The organism is Nostoc sp. CMAA1605 (assembly GCF_021596505.1).
Taxonomy (GTDB): domain Bacteria; phylum Cyanobacteriota; class Cyanobacteriia; order Cyanobacteriales; family Nostocaceae; genus Trichormus.
In genome coordinates this window covers 134,709-151,851 of the sequence record NZ_PJIZ01000005.1, presented here as the reverse complement: position 1 = coordinate 151,851, position 17,143 = coordinate 134,709, and the positions used below count along the sequence as shown (strand labels likewise).

General features: G+C 41.4%; 14 protein-coding genes and 2 pseudogenes. 10 read left to right on the top strand and 6 right to left on the bottom strand.

What is annotated here, in order from left to right:
- Positions 1–28: 28 nt before the first annotated feature.
- Positions 29–565, top strand: a pseudogene (locus tag CV014_RS03630) (DUF4114 domain-containing protein); the annotation flags it as partial.
- Between the two features lie 56 nt (positions 566–621).
- Here CV014_RS03630 and CV014_RS03625 read toward each other — a convergent pair.
- The 3 genes from CV014_RS03625 to CV014_RS03615 form a co-directional block, all read right to left on the bottom strand.
- On the bottom strand, positions 622–1,578 hold the full coding sequence (locus CV014_RS03625) for a glycosyltransferase (RefSeq protein ID WP_236140767.1): 957 nt from the start codon (positions 1,576–1,578) through the stop codon (positions 622–624).
- Between the two features lie 91 nt (positions 1,579–1,669).
- A complete protein-coding gene (locus tag CV014_RS03620) occupies positions 1,670–2,584 on the bottom strand; it encodes an SGNH/GDSL hydrolase family protein (RefSeq protein WP_236140766.1) in 915 nt (304 codons plus the stop codon).
- 60 nt (positions 2,585–2,644) lie between these two features.
- The gene (locus CV014_RS03615; RefSeq protein WP_236140765.1) at positions 2,645–4,276 is read right to left on the bottom strand and encodes a VWD domain-containing protein; all 1,632 of its coding nucleotides are present in this window, start codon (positions 4,274–4,276) and stop codon (positions 2,645–2,647) included.
- A 525-nt stretch (positions 4,277–4,801) separates the two neighbouring features.
- Here CV014_RS03615 and CV014_RS03610 point away from each other — a divergent pair.
- From CV014_RS03610 to CV014_RS03595, 4 genes are all read left to right on the top strand, one after another.
- On the top strand, positions 4,802–4,942 hold the full coding sequence (locus CV014_RS03610; protein WP_236140764.1) for a hypothetical protein: 141 nt from the start codon (positions 4,802–4,804) through the stop codon (positions 4,940–4,942).
- A 211-nt stretch (positions 4,943–5,153) separates the two neighbouring features.
- Positions 5,154–8,030 carry a glycerol-3-phosphate acyltransferase gene (locus CV014_RS03605; RefSeq protein WP_236140763.1) on the top strand — a complete coding sequence of 959 codons (2,877 nt, stop codon included), beginning with the start codon at positions 5,154–5,156 and terminating at the stop codon, positions 8,028–8,030.
- Between the two features lie 14 nt (positions 8,031–8,044).
- Positions 8,045–8,218, top strand: coding sequence for a hypothetical protein (locus tag CV014_RS03600; protein WP_236140762.1), 174 nt, complete (start codon positions 8,045–8,047; stop codon positions 8,216–8,218).
- Positions 8,219–8,221: 3 nt separating this feature from the next.
- Complete coding sequence (locus CV014_RS03595; RefSeq protein WP_236140761.1) at positions 8,222–8,596, top strand: cupin domain-containing protein; 375 nt, start codon at positions 8,222–8,224, stop codon at positions 8,594–8,596.
- A 207-nt stretch (positions 8,597–8,803) separates the two neighbouring features.
- Here the strand turns inward: CV014_RS03595 and CV014_RS03590 are convergent, their stop codons facing one another.
- On the bottom strand, positions 8,804–9,685 hold the full coding sequence (locus tag CV014_RS03590) for a hypothetical protein (protein WP_236140760.1): 882 nt from the start codon (positions 9,683–9,685) through the stop codon (positions 8,804–8,806).
- A gap of 666 nt (positions 9,686–10,351) precedes the next feature.
- Here CV014_RS03590 and CV014_RS03585 point away from each other — a divergent pair.
- Positions 10,352–10,627: a hypothetical protein gene (locus CV014_RS03585; protein WP_236140759.1), complete on the top strand. Its 276-nt coding sequence runs from the start codon at positions 10,352–10,354 to the stop codon at positions 10,625–10,627.
- 676 nt (positions 10,628–11,303) lie between these two features.
- Positions 11,304–12,722, top strand: a complete 1,419-nt coding sequence (locus CV014_RS03580; protein WP_236140758.1) for a cation:proton antiporter — start codon at positions 11,304–11,306, stop codon at positions 12,720–12,722.
- Positions 12,723–12,838: 116 nt separating this feature from the next.
- On the opposite strand, the gene rimJ is transcribed toward CV014_RS03580, so the two are convergent.
- Positions 12,839–13,417: a ribosomal protein S5-alanine N-acetyltransferase gene (gene rimJ, locus CV014_RS03575; protein ID WP_236140775.1), complete on the bottom strand. Its 579-nt coding sequence runs from the start codon at positions 13,415–13,417 to the stop codon at positions 12,839–12,841.
- A gap of 344 nt (positions 13,418–13,761) precedes the next feature.
- On the opposite strand from rimJ, the gene bioB reads away from it, so the two are divergent.
- Positions 13,762–14,766, top strand: a complete 1,005-nt coding sequence (gene bioB / locus CV014_RS03570) for a biotin synthase BioB (RefSeq protein WP_268964474.1) — start codon at positions 13,762–13,764, stop codon at positions 14,764–14,766.
- Between the two features lie 81 nt (positions 14,767–14,847).
- On the opposite strand, the gene petL is transcribed toward bioB, so the two are convergent.
- Entirely contained in the window at positions 14,848–14,943 is a 96-nt protein-coding gene (petL, locus tag CV014_RS03565) for a cytochrome b6-f complex subunit PetL (RefSeq protein WP_103139299.1), read from the bottom strand.
- A 249-nt stretch (positions 14,944–15,192) separates the two neighbouring features.
- Between petL and CV014_RS03560 the strand changes: the two genes are divergently transcribed.
- Both CV014_RS03560 and aroB read left to right on the top strand, forming a co-directional pair.
- Positions 15,193–15,789: a Uma2 family endonuclease gene (locus CV014_RS03560; RefSeq protein WP_442946880.1), complete on the top strand. Its 597-nt coding sequence runs from the start codon at positions 15,193–15,195 to the stop codon at positions 15,787–15,789.
- Positions 15,790–16,017: 228 nt separating this feature from the next.
- Positions 16,018–17,108: pseudogene (gene aroB / locus CV014_RS03555) on the top strand (3-dehydroquinate synthase).
- Positions 17,109–17,143 lie beyond the last annotated feature (35 nt).

Here is a 17,143-nt window from a genome sequence, read left to right as displayed (position 1 = left end):
TTTGGGGTAAGAATTCAAAACTAGACAACAAGCATTACCCCTGGGTATAAATTCGCAAGCCAAACATCAAGGTGAAGTGATTGATTTGCGCGGGATCAATCAAGCTGTGAGAGCCGATTTTCTTCTCAATAGAGAAGCCGTGTTTGATAACTTGATTGGTTTTTATCGGGTAGTTGATGAGAATGGCGGGATTGATACTAACGGTGATGGTACAGCAGATATCTTAGTAGGGCAGAGTGGTTATACACAAGCGGCTGTAAGCGGACGGATTAGCGGGATGGATTTCAGAGTTAGCAACCAAAGTACAGCCACCTACACTGGTATATTTGAACCTGGGGGAATTTATGCACCGTTTATTGTTGTTAATGGCTTACCCGATGCGGTGATTGATCAAAATCGGAATAATGATCCGAGAGTTTACTTCCCCTTTTTAGGGGCTAACCCTGACAAGGCTGATCATATCCACCTATTGGGTAATAATACTTTTGGCTTTGAAGATTTATTTAATGGCGGCGATCGCGATTATAACGATTTGATAGTACGCGTGAACTTAAATCTTGTCTAAAATCCAAAGGTTTTGCTAATAATACAGATACTTTACCTACAGTTTACGCGCTCCAATCATTTATCAACTATGCTTTTAATTTTGCGTTTGATGAAGTTTGGATAAACAATTAAGCGTTCATTAAAGCGGTTTTGCCATGATAAAAATTGTTCGTAATAACAGTAGCAGTTTTTATCTAAAGAATATCCTTCCTTGGCAAAATTCCAAGGTTTGAGAGGCCCGATAAAGTGGACAATTTTTATATCTGAGTTAGATAACTGGGGAAACAATATACCTGATTCAGTAACTTTAGTCTCATGTGTAGGATTTTTATATATTTCTGCGGCAAATTTGTTGTAAATGTCAGGGAGATTATTTTTAATATGATGTCTCCAAGAAATTATATTAAAAAATCCCTGGTCAGGATTTTTAAAAGCATACCATCCATGTTCTTCTGCTAAAGATAAAAACTCTTGCTTTAATTGACCACTTCCCCAATATTCCATATCAAATAGAACTACGCCTGTATTGATGCAATCAGTAACTTGAGGAACTTGCTCTTTTTGCATAATAAGTTTGTGATCTACATATTCAACTGATAGATCCCTTGCAAATCGCCTAGCAATCAACTTTCCTTCGATTTCAAATAGAGGTTTTAGATCCCCAAGAACAACTATATCTCCATCAAGATATAGAGCTTTTTTATAGTGGCTCAATAGATGTACATAAAATATGAAATATACTCCTATACCTAAATCTTGACGCAATCCTAACTGGAGTTCTGAAGGATCAATAACAATGATTTCGCAGCCTGCAAATAACTCACGAATAGCTGATGAATCATCATCGATAATTACGGCGATAGGAATATCAGGATTAGAAATACGACAGCTTTCAATTGTGATTCGCATTCCTTTAGCCGCATAATCCCAATTATGTTTGACACTACCAGCTAAAAAGATGCAGTAAGGTGAGTCTGACGAGGATTCTGCATGAAAATTCTCTTTTGTACTCATAACTTGATGGTAAGCCATTTAAGCACTAATTATAAGTTATTACACTATACATTCAGTGTAATAACTTAGACTATATTGGGAATTTTACAATAACTTTATCCCCTCATTTTTAATTCAAAAGCGATCGCTCAATTTCTTGACTGACTATCTGATTACCTTGTAAATTCAAGTGAATATGGTCTTGGTATAGGGCTTGTGGGTTAGTATTGACGTTGAATATCGGTAAGAAATCAATATAAGCAATCTGCTGCGCTTGGGTAAAATCCTGGAGGCGTTGACGGGCTGTAATTTCGTAGTCACGGGGGCCTGGTTTACCGAGTTCTCGCAGTAGAGGAGTCATCACCAACAGGAATTTACTCTGATTTTGCTGGGTTAATGCTTGGATTTGAGCAATGGCCTCTAGATTTACACCCACGCGATCGCCTGCTTCTTTCTGCACTGCTGCTAGTTCAGGAATCGGCTGTTGCTTTTGTACATAACGCTGCCATACTTCTATTAATCCCAAAGCTGGTTTTTGATTGGGATAATTGCGATCGCGTCCCACTGGTAATGATGTTGGTGCAGTAGCAAATAAGTCATCTGTATTAATTAATAATACTATCATCTGAGCTTGGAAAGTCCCATATTTCTTGAGATAAGCTAATTCATTTCTCGGCCCCCAAGAATTAGCGGAAGCATTTAATACTTCCGTTGGCTGCTGCTGAGACAAGCTAGCCATCAATAAACTAGAAATAGTATTAGCTTGGTCTGTCCACCATCCACCATTAACTATAGAATCTCCCAACATGAGAACTCGCCGTGTTGGGGGTGTCTGAGCTACCGCCCCACTCCGCATAGAATATTCATTAATTTCAATGAAATTACCAAAGCGACGAGTGCGTTGATTGGGTGCTAATAAATAGCCAATTTGGTCATCAGCAATATAAGTGAGGGGATTACCAAAACCAAACAGCGATCGCAACCCAATCTCTAACAGCACTAAAGCTACTACCACCACCCCCAAAATCAGCAAAAATAATTTCATCAGCAAACGCCCTCCTAGTGATTCAGCCCCATAACTGAATTGAAAGTAAATAATTATACTCTAGAAAGGAAAACCAGGAATTTTTACAGGAATGGGAATATTTACGCGCGATCGCACTTCATCCAAGGCGCGATTTACAGCCCGATCAACTACAGTATGAGTTAATACATTCACCATATTTTTAGCAAAGCCACTTTCCCCTGTAAACCCGACATCCAGAATACAGCCTTCGAGCATGAAATCATTGACTCCAGCTTGACGACAGACATTTTCTGCTTGGCTGATTTGGTTCGGCATCAGGGACGCTATATTATGGTAGCGTTTGGGAAAATTACGGTCTGTAAATGTCGCCGTTGATTGTCCCTTTTCATAGTCAAATAGTGAGTCCTCTTGCTTGATCCGCCAACTATCACCGAAATCACGGTAAAGTTTGTCAAAGTAGCTTTTTTGAAACTCATCTAAGGGAATGGGTGTCGGTAAAAAATTACTTAACGCCAGTTTGACATTGCTATAGCTAGATTCACTAGGTATGAGTTTCCCACCGCGTGTTTTCAAGTCATTATTGGCGTTTTGGTCAAAATCTCCTAACAAACCCGTCATTTGGCCTTGATAGTTGTTGGGAACTGTCACAGTCACATTCACAAATGGTAATCCTGCAACCTTAATCGGGCGAATGATTACCTGTTCCCCGCGAGGACTTTCAATGGTGTATTCGGTGCTTTGTTTTTGCAGAAAACCACCATCAGGTAATTTCACTGTCTCATCTTTGAGGGTGATGACTTCGCCATTGACTCGTAAAGCTGCTTCAGATTTGCCGGAACTAGGAGCATAATAACCGATGCGATCGCTTCCTACTTTCACAGCCACAGCCGTATTTAAACTCAGTTCTTGTTTAGGGACTTTTTCTTGGCGAGTTTGAACGATAAACTTGCCATCAGTAGATTGTTCTAGGAGAAACTCACCAACTGTCTGGAAACTATAACGAAAACCATCCAAGGTGATAATGTGGGGGTCGCCATAGCTGCTACCTGTGCCTTTATCGCCTGTATTTCCTGGATTAGAGGCGTTACTTGATGAGTTATTGCCATCATTATCAGTGCCGCTAGTGCCGTTGTTAGTACCGTTGTTAGTGCCATTGTTAGTACCGTTACCAGAACCTGGATTAGCAGGCTGGAAAAGCTCATTAGGCAGCTTCACAGAATTATTTGCATTTTCAGTATCTTCACAAGCTTGTGCTGGCCCTACTAAATAATTCTGATAATCATTGGGATCTGGGGTATCAGGGTTACTGTCACGCACTAAAGAAGGAATTTTCAGTCCGCTTGCTTTGAATTTATCTGCTGGACTAGGCCCAACGTCTTTGTATTTCGGGTTGGGTGGATGTGTGTGGTACATCCCGACTGTAAAAATATTCTCGGTATCCGGTGGTGCAGAACCAATATCAACCTCCTTATCACCCGTTGTGGGATCTCCAACTTTCACCGCCGAAACAGAAAATGCTCCTGTTTGCTTGTTCCACAGAATCCATCGTCCTCGTTCAAGTTGATCTTTCAGCCCAGCTTTCCAGTCTAAATCCATCGCCTCTTGTACAGCTTTGCTCGTAGCAATACCGAGAATCCCAGGAAACTCTGGGTGGTTTTCCTTACAACGGTTAGTCAATTCAGCTTTGGCAACATTAGACAAGTTGACCAATAAGAGTACAGTAACTAGGAACAGAATTAAAGAGAATTTAACCCTGCCCAGAAATCGCCTGCACAGGATGAGGAGAGAGCGAATTATTGACATGAAGCTGATCTCCGATTGTTCATTAAGGGTATAGGGGTGTAAGGGTTTAAGGGTTTAAGGGTTTAAGGTGTTGGGCAGTAATTGAAAAAGAATCAAACACATTTGCCCCAAGGAGCAGGGCTTTTAACCCAAGGATTAGGTTGGCTGCTCTTTCTTTCCCCTAAACCCCTACACCCCTATACCCCTATACCCGCCCCAACGGGGCTTAGTATGGATATCTGTTATTAGGACTGAAACACTTTTTTTATGCCTGAATGAAGATTTTTAGTATAAAATTAAACACTATTTTTAATAACAAGCCGTAAAATTAATGTGGAAAACGTTGCAAAGCTTAAACAAATTCTTATGTAAAACATAACCCTATCTGCATAGAGAAAGACTAAGATGAAAACGGACAAATTAGCACTGTAATAAAGGGAGAACTACAAAGCTATGTCCGACCTAAATCGAGGAATTATGAAATTTGACGGGGCAGACACCCCCAAAGTAGTCACCATCTCTACTGTGATACTATTAGGGTCAATTGCTGTCCTGATTATTTGGGCGTTACAGTCTGCTTATGCTTTAAATTGAGCCAATAGCAGCCTCAAAGGACACTTAGCAAGTGCTAAGTGTCCTCACAGAGTTGACAGGCAGAAAACCTGCTTCTTTGTTATAAATGCCTTTTACCTTTTTACTTTTTCCTAATTGCGCCCTAAAATTTAGTAAAAATTGGCGGAAATAACTATAAAATTTTAGATTTGAGATTTTAGGTGCAAAATCAATCTAAAATCCAAAATCCATAATGAGAGAACTTTGGGGTGCTTTAGCTATTTTAATCGTCTGTCCCTTCTTGGGTGCGTTACCTGTAATCGCTTGGATTACTTACGCACTTAAGAAAAAGAACATAGCGCAAATTGGGACAAAAAATATCAGTGTTTCTGCCGCTTTTTACCACGGTGGAACTATAGCAGGGGTTTTGGCGGTAGCGTCAGAAGCCATCAAGGGTATGACTGCGGTTTATCTCACCCGTGCTTTCTTTCCAGAGGGGTCATTCTGGGAAATACTGGCTTTAATAGCCCTAGTCTTTGGCAGATACTCAATGGGACGAGGCGCGGGGACAACTAACGTAGTTTGGGGACTGTTAGTACATGATCCCCTGTTAGCCTTATTTGTGAGTTTACTGGCAATTATTAGCTTCACCCTGTTGCAGTCAAGAGTTTTGGTAAAGTACGGGGTGTTACTTTTGTTTCCATTATTTGTAGCGATTCTCCACGCTGAAGATTTCCCGAAAATTATTGCGGCTGTAGCCTTAGCGGCGTTACTAGGTTGGATTTATAAGAAAATACCCGATGATTTAAAGTTACCAGCCCAAGAAGTTGATGCCCAATCCCAAGCTGTATTTGAATATTTACGTGGCGATCGCGTTATTCTCTCTTTAGATGATGAGTTAGATACTGGCCTTGTCGGACAAAAAGCCGCCACTCTCTCACAAATGAAGCGGTGGGGTTATTCTGTCCCCAAAGGTTGGGTGCTAGTTCCTGGTGATGATCCCGAAAAATTATTAGCATTTCTCCAACCTTCCGATTTATCTCCCCTCGTAGTCCGTTCCTCCGCCATTGGGGAAGACTCCGAACAAGCCTCAGCTGCTGGACAATACGCCACAATTATCCATGTCACCAGTAAGGCACAATTACAACGAGCCATTGTCGAAGTTAGGGAATCTTACAATTATCCAGCTGCTGTGCAGTATCGACGCGATCGCGGTTTACCCGATACAGCAATGGCGGTACTCATCCAACAACAAGTGCAGAGTGCTTATTCAGGGGTAGCTTTTAGCCGTGATCCCATCACCCAACAAGGCGATGCAGTCATCATTGAAGCTTTACCTGGTAGCCCCACACAGGTAGTTTCCGGTAAAGTCACACCAGAACAATATCGCGCCTTTGTCGTCGAAACAGATAATCTTTCCTCTGTCCAGTTAGAAGGGACAGGACGAGTTCCCCAAGCAATTATCAAGCAAGTAGCATACTTAGCCCGCCGCATTGAAAAACGTTATCTGGGCGTACCCCAAGATATTGAATGGAGTTACGACGGTCAAACCCTGTGGTTACTCCAAGCTAGACCAATTACTACTTTACTCCCCATCTGGACAAGAAAAATCGCCGCCGAGGTGATTCCTGGGGTAGTTCATCCCTTAACTTGGTCGATTAACCGTCCTTTAACTTGTGGCGTGTGGGGAGATATTTTTAGTTTAGTCTTAGGTGATCGCGCCACAGGGCTAGACTTTGCCGCTACAGCCACACTCCATTACTCTAGAGCCTATTTTAACGCCTCCCTCTTAGGGGAGATTTTCCTGCGGATGGGACTACCGCCCGAAAGTTTGGAATTTTTGACTAGAGGCGCGAAAATGACCAAACCGCCTTTGCAGTCTACTCTCAAAAATCTACCAGGGTTATGGAAATTACTCCAGCAAGAACTAAATTTAGAGAAAGAATTTAAACGAGACTATCAAAAAATCTTCATTCCTGGTTTGTCAAGATTAGCTAACGAAAGCACAGAAGAGTTAGAACCAGCAGCAATCTTAGAAAGAATAGATTTTAACCTAGAATTGCTCCGTATCGGTACATATTACAGTATTTTAGCCCCCCTAAGTGCAGCCATCCGCCAGGGGATTTTTCGCGTCAAAGATGAGCAAATTGACAACAGCGTTACCCCTGAAATAGCCGCCATGCGTTCCTTGAGAACCTTAGCCGCCGATGCCAAACAGATACTAGCAGAGTGTGAGCCAGAGCAAGTATTGGATTTATTGAGCCAAACCCCAGAAGGGCAGAAAATTCTCTATGAATTAGAGGAATTATTAGAAGATTACGGTTATTTAAGTGATGTGGGTACAAATATCGCCATCCCCACCTGGAAAGAAGAACCCCAACCCATCAAACAATTATTCGTCCAGTTAATTCAGTTAAGTGAACCAGACAAGATTAATCTAGAACCAAGTAAACGCAAACGCGGCATAGTCCAGCGACGGATAGACATTAAAGGCAGAGTCACAGAGGTTTATTCGCGCTTACTTGCCCAATTAAGATGGAAATTTTTAGCTTTAGAACAAATTTGGTTGCAATCAGGCTGGCTCAAACAACCAGGAGATATCTTCTTTTTAGAACTAGAAGAAGTGCGTTTACTAGTAGCCGATGCTAACCCCCAATTATTACAAGAATTAAACCAACAGATTGCATTTAGGCGATCGCAATTCTCCCAAGATAGCCAAATCGAACAAATTCCCCTCGTCGTCTACGGTGATATACCCCCCCATCCCACAACCACTATCGGTGTTTACTCAGACCAAATTTTACAAGGGATTCCCGCCAGCCACGGACAAGCAGAGGGACGGATCAAAGTAGTCAGAAGTTTACAAAACCTACCAGAGATAGACAAAGACACAATCCTCGTAGTACCCTACACAGATTCCGGCTGGGCCCCTTTACTAGTCAGGGCTGGCGGCTTAATTGCCGAAGCTGGGGGTAGACTTTCCCACGGTGCGATCGTCGCCCGTGAATACGGAATTCCCGCAGTGATGGATGTTAAAGGAGCTACATGGATTTTACAAGACGATCAACGAGTGAGAATCGATGGCTCTAGGGGTATTGTAGAACTATCGAATGATTTGAGACCGGGTTGATTGGGGATTGGGGATTGGGGATTGGGGATTGGGGACTGGGGACTGGGGACTGGGGACTGGGGATTGGGGATTGGGGGGACAAGGGGGACAAGGGAGACAAGGGAGACAAGGTAGATTTTTCTTCCTATGCCCTATGCCCTATGCCCTATGCCCCATGCCCCATGCCCACAATTTCAACATTTGGATAAATTATGATCGCGACATCGTTAGGCGAAATACCAGAAGAACCAGTTTCTCACAACCCAGAGATTAAAAAGAAAGTAATGCTAAGGTTTGGTGATTTACCCCACCTTACCAATTTTTCCCAAGCCCGTTTCGCACCTGGACAGAAAGCCGCAGCCCACGCCCATCAAGATATGTGCGAGGTCTTTTTTGTAGAAGCAGGCGCAGGCATAATTTACATTAACGGTCAAGAATACCCCCTACTTCCCGGAAACTGTGTCGCTGTAGAACCAGGAGAAATTCACGAAGTCGTAAATAATAGTACAAACGAATTAGTGTTAACTTACTTCGGCTTAACCCGCTTTTGTCACTTTCCGGGAGGGCAATCGCTAGAAACCTTATGAGGGCATCAATACAAGCTATACTATTAGAAAAAATTTGGTCTTGTATTTATTGTCAAAAAATAATCGCGCAAACGCCTGTTATACAAAAGCTATAGAATTCAGAAAAGGCAAAAGTTTTCGGAAAGTGACAGAACAGGGTTAAGAGTAAATCCAGTCATTAGTTGACTAATGACTAATGACTAATGACTAATGACTAATGACTATTGACTATTGACTATTGACAAAATAATCCACCTTCCCCAACCAAGATACGCTAGGAACTTGATAGGGTTGGAAATTTAAGCTTTCTAAACCACCAAATTTGACTAAATGAGACAAAAAATGTAGAGAACCAGTCAATAAATCACTGGCATTAGGGATATTTTGATTTTCCGATGCTAACTGTGGTTGTAGCTTAACCAAGTTTTTCACAGACTTATAAACATTAGATGCTGTGCTAGATAACCCAATATAGGTAGATACAGTCAAACGCATCTTAGCTTCTACTGTATCTGGATTCTGGAGTGTGTTACCTGAAATATTTGCCCCAAAACGTTTGCTGAGGAATGTTTGGATATGCACTGCATAGCTAGTAGCATCGTATTGCCTAATTGCCTGAGAGATGGTGAGTTTGCGATCGCGATTTAATAGATTACCGATGACATAAGCTGCTACATTAGCACTACAGTCAGTATCACTGGCTAGTCTTCGCAAAGCTTCGTCAAGACTAATTTTGTTAGTAGGATCAGATTGGGAACGATAAAACACAATTGCAGAACCAATATCTCCCGCCCATGAAGTGTGGTCGCCAGTCCAACTAGTTAAATCAGACTTGCGTATTCCCTGTTGGTTAATTTGGTCGGAAAGAGACGCAATAAAATGACCAAAATCAACTTTCTCACCGCTTAAGACCACTTCCAAACTCAGCTTTCCCTGAAATTCTCCTTGAATATAGTTCTGGTTATACCCTGTCGCTAACGTCCATAACTTAGTTGTGTACTGCGGTTTTGTATATCCCCGCAGTTGATTAGCTATTTCATAAACAGATTGGCCAAGGTTGTCTTTTTCTATTTTTTCAATAAATTTTAACGCTTCTGTTAATTCAGCCATAAAGTTTATAGGTTATATGTTACAGGTTATAAAGCAATATGGTTCAGTTAAGAAATTTCTTCTGTGGAGGTAAAGGAACAGCACAAGGAAAAATAGTCTTATCTGAACTGTATTAGGTTATGAGGAGGAAAGCAGATGAGAGTTACTGAAGAACCACATACATTAATCTACCCGATGCTAGAATATTTTTCCGAATTAGTATTTAGTTTTACAAAACATTTGATTTTTTGGTGATTATGGATAAATATTTATACTGAATCTAGAAGGACTTGACTATTGAAATTACTGGCGTAGGTAGGGAAATTTTAACAGGGTATAGGGAACAGGAACAAAGGGAACACCATAATCTTGAAACAATACTACCTATAACGATAGAGTATAACTTTAGAAATCAAAGCAGATTACTATAAAATGAATGTAGAGTTCGCAAAATAAAAATATGAAAATTTTGATTACTTAATATATGATTGCGAAAATAAAGCTATCATCTGAAATAAGTAAAAAGTTGACGACATAATCAGTGTTATTTCTTTTTACTCCCCTGTGGGTAGAAATTTTCGCATCTACAAATCTGAATCTTTGTATTATTGTGCGAGTCCCGCTTTTCAGTAAAAATTAGCCCTGAATTACCGGACAATTTGATTAGTGAGTTAGACAGGTAAAATAATGGAAGTAAAAGAAATCAAGAAACCCTACAAGCCCAGACATCATGACAATGAAATCAGGAATTTTCAACACGTTAAAATTTTAGATTGTAATCAGCCAGTACATCGCATCATTTTTGAATGTTGGCACTGTAAACAAGGCCTATTGAGTGAGGTAGAAGGAGTATCATCACAAATGCTAGATGTTCCTTGCCCCAGTTGTGGTAGAACTGCGATTAAACTGATGGCGAATAAAGTCATTTCTACAACGCCAATTCCTTCTCCCTGGCAACCATAAAATTCTCCAGCAATTAATTATCTTACTCAAAAAGATTAACCCCATTTTCTAGAAGAAGGTGGGGTTAATCTGTAGCACCTTTAATTTGCATATTAATATTCCTATGGAGCATAGGGCTACTCAATTCAAAATTTAAAATTAAAGAATTTTGGGCATAGGGCATTGGGGTAAATATTTTTACCTTGTCTACCTTGTCTATCCATTCCTTACATAAGAAAGTAGCTTAGTCATCAAATCCGATTCCTATATTCTGTTTTATGAGATTAATGGCCAGTTGTTTGAGGCGGTGGACAAGGGCTGTAACTTGAGTATTTCAACTATGTAGCGTTACTCATCAACCCTTAGTCAACAACTGGCGATGGGCTAGGAATATGGAGACTATGATTTATCCCTGCTTGATTCGTCTCGCAATACTCGCTGTCCCTGTGAATATATCCATTAAATCTACTTGCTGATAACTTTGGCTGCCAAATTGCCAGAATATTCATTCTCCCCGTCCTTTTTTCCCTAACCAATTACCTATTTCCTCCATGACTGTAACAAGTTAAACTCAAACACAAGCAAGATATAACTAGATTGGATAGGTAAAAACCTGTTTGACTAATTTGCAAACCACATTAATTCGTGATTGACCAATCCGAAATTCTTTGAACCCAGCATTTACAGAGAAATTCAGATGACTTTTTCAGAACCAATCCTTCAGGCGATGAATTCTTTGACACCCCTAGTTTCGGCATTGCCATCTTTGTTGTTGACAACAGAAGCTAATAATGCCGAAGATGCTCCCATTGTGTTGACTGGTGTACTACTGAGTTTAGTAGTCATTTATTTGGCTAGTAAAATCGGCGGTGAGTTGTCGAGGATGATTGACTTACCACCGGTTTTGGGTGAATTAGTTGGTGGCGTAATTGTGGGTGCTTCCGCACTGCATCTAGTTGTGTTTCCCCAAAGCGGTGCAGTAGCAGATGACTCTATGATTATGAAGGTGCTGCAATTGATTAATAATCTTACCCCTGATGCAGCTACAGCAATTTTTAGCTCTCAGAGTGAAGGTATTTCTATACTGGCTGAGTTGGGTGTAATTATTCTGTTGTTTGAAATTGGCTTAGAATCAGATTTAAGAGAACTGCAAAAAGTTGGTTATCAAGCAACAATAGTGGCTTGTGTCGGGGTAGCAGTTCCTTTTGCTGCTGGTACAGCCGGGTTAATTTTATTATTTCATGCCCCAGCGATTCCGGCGATTTTTGCTGGTGCAGCCCTAACCGCGACAAGTATTGGTATTACCTCCAAAGTCCTCTCAGAACTCGGTCGTCTCAAATCCAGAGAAGGTCAAATTATTGTTGGTGCAGCAGTCATTGACGATATTTTAGGCATTATCGTCTTAGCAGTAGTTGCAAGTTTAGCAAAAACTGGCGAAGTCGATATTTTCAACGTCATCTATTTAATTGTCAGTGCTACTGTTTTTCTGATTGGCTCAATCTTACTGGGTAAGTTCTTTAATCAAAGCTTCTGTGCAATTACTAGCATTTTAAAAACGCGGGGTAATTTAGTCATTCCAGCGTTTATTTTTGCCTTCTTCATGGCGTTTTTAGGTAACGCTATTCATTTAGAAGCTATCTTAGGTGCGTTTGCGGCTGGCTTAGTTTTAGATGAAACTGATAAACGCAACGAATTGGATGAGCAAGTCAAGCCTATTGCTGATATCCTCGTTCCCGTTTTCTTCGTAACTGTGGGAGCGAAAGTAGATTTGGGCGTGCTGAATCCCATAGTTCCAGAAAATAGAGAAGGACTAATTATTTCTACCTTCTTAATCGTGGTAGCAATTATAGGTAAAGTTGTTACCGGTTGGGCAGTTTTCGGTCAGCCTGGAATCAACCGTGTAGCCGTAGGTGTAGGAATGATTCCCCGTGGTGAAGTGGGTTTAGTCTTTGCAGGCATTGGTGCCGCTAGTGGTACGTTAGATAAACCTCTGCAAGCTGCGATTGTGATTATGGTAATTCTGACAACATTTTTAGCACCCCCTTTATTAAGGTTTGCCTTTAAGAACTCCGAAAATGTACCAGAATCTTTAGAGAAAGCCGATGTAATTAGTTAATTGGGCATGGGGCATTGGGCATTGGGCATTGGGCATTGGGAAAAATCTACCTTGTCCACTTGTCTAGCAATTCCCCAGTCCCCAGTCCCCAGTCCCCAGTCCCCAGTCCCCAGTACCTATTCCCACTCATTGGGCTGCCAGTGAGGATTGATTAAACTCGTGAGAATATGGTCTTGCCATTGACCGTTAATTAGTAAATAGTCTCTAGCGTAACCTTCAACCACAAATCCAAGTCGCTTGAGGACGTTGCCACTGCGTTGATTGTGGGGCATATAGTTAGCCATGATGCGATGAAAATTTAATTCTTGAAAAACATATTCGGTAGCTACCTGTAAGGCTTCTGTCATATAACCTTGACCTTGGGCGGTTTCGGCTAGACCATAACCTAAATGACAAAAATGGGCTGCCCCACGGATAAAATTATTGAAATTTACAGTACCAATAATTGTTTTCGGTTGTTTTTTAGGAAAAATAAATAATTTTAAAGATTGGTCATGAATAAATTCTAAAAAGTTGTTTTCGACTTGATTGTGCCAGTAGTCTTCTGTAAAGAAATGTTCTGTCCAGGTAGGATAAAAAGGTGTGAGAAAATCTTTATTTTCTCGAAAATACTGCACAATTCTAGGGATATCTTCTTGAATACCTATGCGTAATAGTAGGCGATCGCTGGTAATGATGGGTAGTTCTGATTTCATATTCAGGATAGGGTGTGTAGGGGTGTAGGGGTGTAGGGGTGTAAGGGTGTAGGGGAAAGACATCTTTACCGCAGATTACCAGTGAGTTAAATCATAATCTTCAGAAAAATTCATATATCAAGATAATTACCCGTTTCCTGTTCCCTATTCCCTGTTCCCTGTTTTCTGTTATATATTGTCACTAAATTTACAGAAATTTTTCGGCATTTCTGTGACTGGTTAATCATACCCTCTAGCATCTTGGTTGAGGATAATAGGTGCGATCGCCTGCGCCAAAAGATGCACGTTAGGGGATATAACAAGAAGACAGCTGTTAATCAATCCAGTCTAGAAGAAGGATAGTAATGTCGGGAATACGCTACGATTGGCAAGAACTAGAAATTCGGGAAATATATAATACACCTTTGCTAGAGCTAATTTATCAAGCTGCTAGCATTCATCGTCAATATCATGACCCCAAACAAATCCAAGTATGTAAGCTAATATCGATAAAAACTGGCGGCTGTCCAGAAGATTGTAGTTACTGCGCCCAGTCTTCCCGTTACCAAACTGAAGTCAAGCCCCAAGCACTTTTAGATAAAGAAACAGTAATTAACATCGCCCAAACTGCAAAACAAAAAGGTGTCAGTCGTGTGTGTATGGGTGCGGCTTGGCGGGAAGTGCGGGATAATTCTCAATTTGAGAAAGTCCTGGATATGGTCAAAGATGTGACTGACATGGGTTTAGAGGTGTGCTGTACTTTGGGAATGCTGACAGCAGACCAAGCTAAACGTTTAGAAACTGCGGGACTGTATGCTTATAACCATAACTTAGATACCTCAGCAGAATATTACAGTACAATTATCACCACTAGGACTTATGGCGATCGCTTACACACTATCGAAAATGTCCGACAAACCAACGTTACAGTCTGTTCCGGTGGTATTCTCGGCTTAGGCGAAAGCGTTGAGGATCGCATCTCCATGTTACACACCTTAGCCAATCTCAATCCTCACCCAGAATCAGTACCAGTTAATATTCTTTCCCAAGTAGAAGGTACACCCTTAGAAAATCAGCCAGATGTCCCCATTTGGGATGTTGTCAGAATGATAGCCACAGCCCGCATCATTATGCCTACTTCCGATGTGCGTTTAAGTGCAGGAAGGGCGAGACTTTCGCAAGTTGAACAAGCTTTTTGCTTTATGGCGGGGGCTAACTCCATCTTTTCTAGTGACGACAACAAGATGTTAACAGTCACCACTCCCTGTCCAGATTACGACGCAGACCAAGAAATGTTGAATTTATTCGGCTTAGAAATGCGTCCCCCTGCTTCAAGACCAAATCGGGTAGTTAGTCAAGTAGGGGTGTAGGGGTGTAAGGGTATGGGGGTGTAGGGGTGTAGAATTCTGCCTCACTTCCACCCCGAAACCCCCATATCCTATATCCCTAAATTAAAGAATCTTAGCAGAACGCAGACCGAACAGCAGACCCACAGCTATACCGGTGAACAACGCCAAGAAAAGGACGTAAGATACTACTCCTAACATTTATCTTTCTCCACAATACTTTACTAACTATATTGAACCATTAATTTTTAGTCATTGGTCAATAGTCAATAGTCAATAGTCATTAGTCATTAGTCATTAGTCAATAGTCAATAGTCATTAGTCAGCACTCAGCACTCAGCACTCAGCACTCAGCACTCATTACTCATTACTCATTACTCAGCACTCATTACTTAATGCGGAAGATGAACTAGACTAAGAAATATATTTCCTTTTGCCTGTTGCTTGACGATGACGCAAATATCCCAAAGTCTTGCGGTCAATATTCCAGAGACTCTAACTCTGACGGTTTCTCATGAGCAATTTGTGCAGTTAGCGTTGGTTAACAGAGATTTACAATTGGAACGAACTGCGGAAGGGGAATTGATTGTCATGCCACCAACAGGGAGTGATACTGGTAAGAGAAACTTGGATATTACTGGACAACTGTGGTTGTGGAATCGTCAAGCTAAGTTAGGTATAGTATTTGACTCTTCAACTGGGTTTCATCTTCCTGACGGTAGCGATCGCTTTCCTGATGCTGCATGGATACGTCAAGATAGATGGGATGCTCTTAGTATAGAACAGCAGGAAACCTTCGCCCCGATTTGCCCTGATTTCGTGCTGGAGCTACGTTCTAAAAGTGACTCCATAGAAAAGCTACGCACCAAGATGAGGGAATACATAAATAATGGTGCGCGTTTAGGTTGGTTAATTGACTGCAAACATCAAAGAGTAGAAATTTATCGCCCAGGCCAAGCAGTTGAAACCCTCAATCATCCCGTCAGTTTATCAGGCGAAGATGTGTTACCAGGATTTGTCTTAGATTTAACCGAAGTTTGGAGATGAGTGCTGGTTAGTGCTGAGTGGTGAGTGCTGTTAGCGGAAGCGGGGCGTTTAGCCCGTGCTGAGTAATGAGTAATGAGTAATGAGTAATGAGTGAAGTTTTTCTTCCCCTGCTCCCCCTGCTCCCCCTGCTTCCCCTGCTCCCCCTGCCTCCCCAATCCCCAATCCCCAATCCCCAGTCCCCCAAAATACGGTAAAATACAGCCCACTGCGCTTTTTGGGGTTTGGGTAATGACTTCTGTAATTAATGTGAATCTACCACAGCAGTCTTATGAGATTGCGATCGCATCTGGAAGTTTAGAACTGCTTGGTCAACGGATGGCTGATTTGAAGCTGGGTAAAAAAGTATTACTGGTGTCGAATCCCACCATATTTAAGCATTATGGCGAAAAAAGTATAAATCTCTGGAAGATGCTGGCTTTCAAGTTGCTAGCTATTGTCTCCCAGCCGGAGAACGCTACAAAACTCTTAATTCTATTCAAAAACTCTACGATATTGCCCTAGAAAATCGCCTAGAACGTTCCTCCACAATGGTGGCTTTAGGGGGAGGGGTAATTGGTGACATGACTGGCTTTGCGGCGGCTAGTTGGCTACGGGGAATTAATGTTGTACAAGTGCCTACTACTCTGCTAGCAATGGTAGATTCAGCTATAGGTGGTAAAACAGGGGTAAATCATCCCCAAGGTAAAAACCTCATTGGTGCATTCCATCAACCACGTTTGGTATTAATTGACCCAGATGTGCTGAAAACCCTTCCCACAAGGGAATTTCGCGCCGGTATGGCAGAGGTAATTAAGTATGGTGTGATTTGGGATGCGGAATTATTCCAGCAAATGGAAGCTAGCAAACACCTGAATCAACTACGCTATATCAAGCCAGAATTGATTAGTTCTATCCTCACTCGTTCTTGTCAAGCTAAAGCTGATGTTGTCAGCAAAGATGAAAAGGAAGGGGGACTGCGGGCTATTCTCAACTATGGACACACTATTGGTCATGCTGTGGAAAGCTTGACTGGTTATCGGTTAGTTAATCATGGTGAAGCTGTCGCTATTGGGATGGTAGCAGCCGGACAAATTGCTGTGAAATTGGGAATGTGGCAAAAAGAAGACACAGAACGTCAAAACGCTTTGATTCAAAAAGCAGGTTTACCTACCAAGTTACCAGAGGGTTTAGATATTGACGGTATTATTGACGCACTGCAACTAGATAAGAAAGTCAAAAATGGCAAAGTACGGTTTATTTTACCAACTCAAATTGGTGTAGTGACAATTACTGATGAAGTACCAGCAGATGTTATTAAGGAAGTTTTACAGGCAATGTAATTACAATTAAAATTAGCCATCTTCTGGTTTTTGCT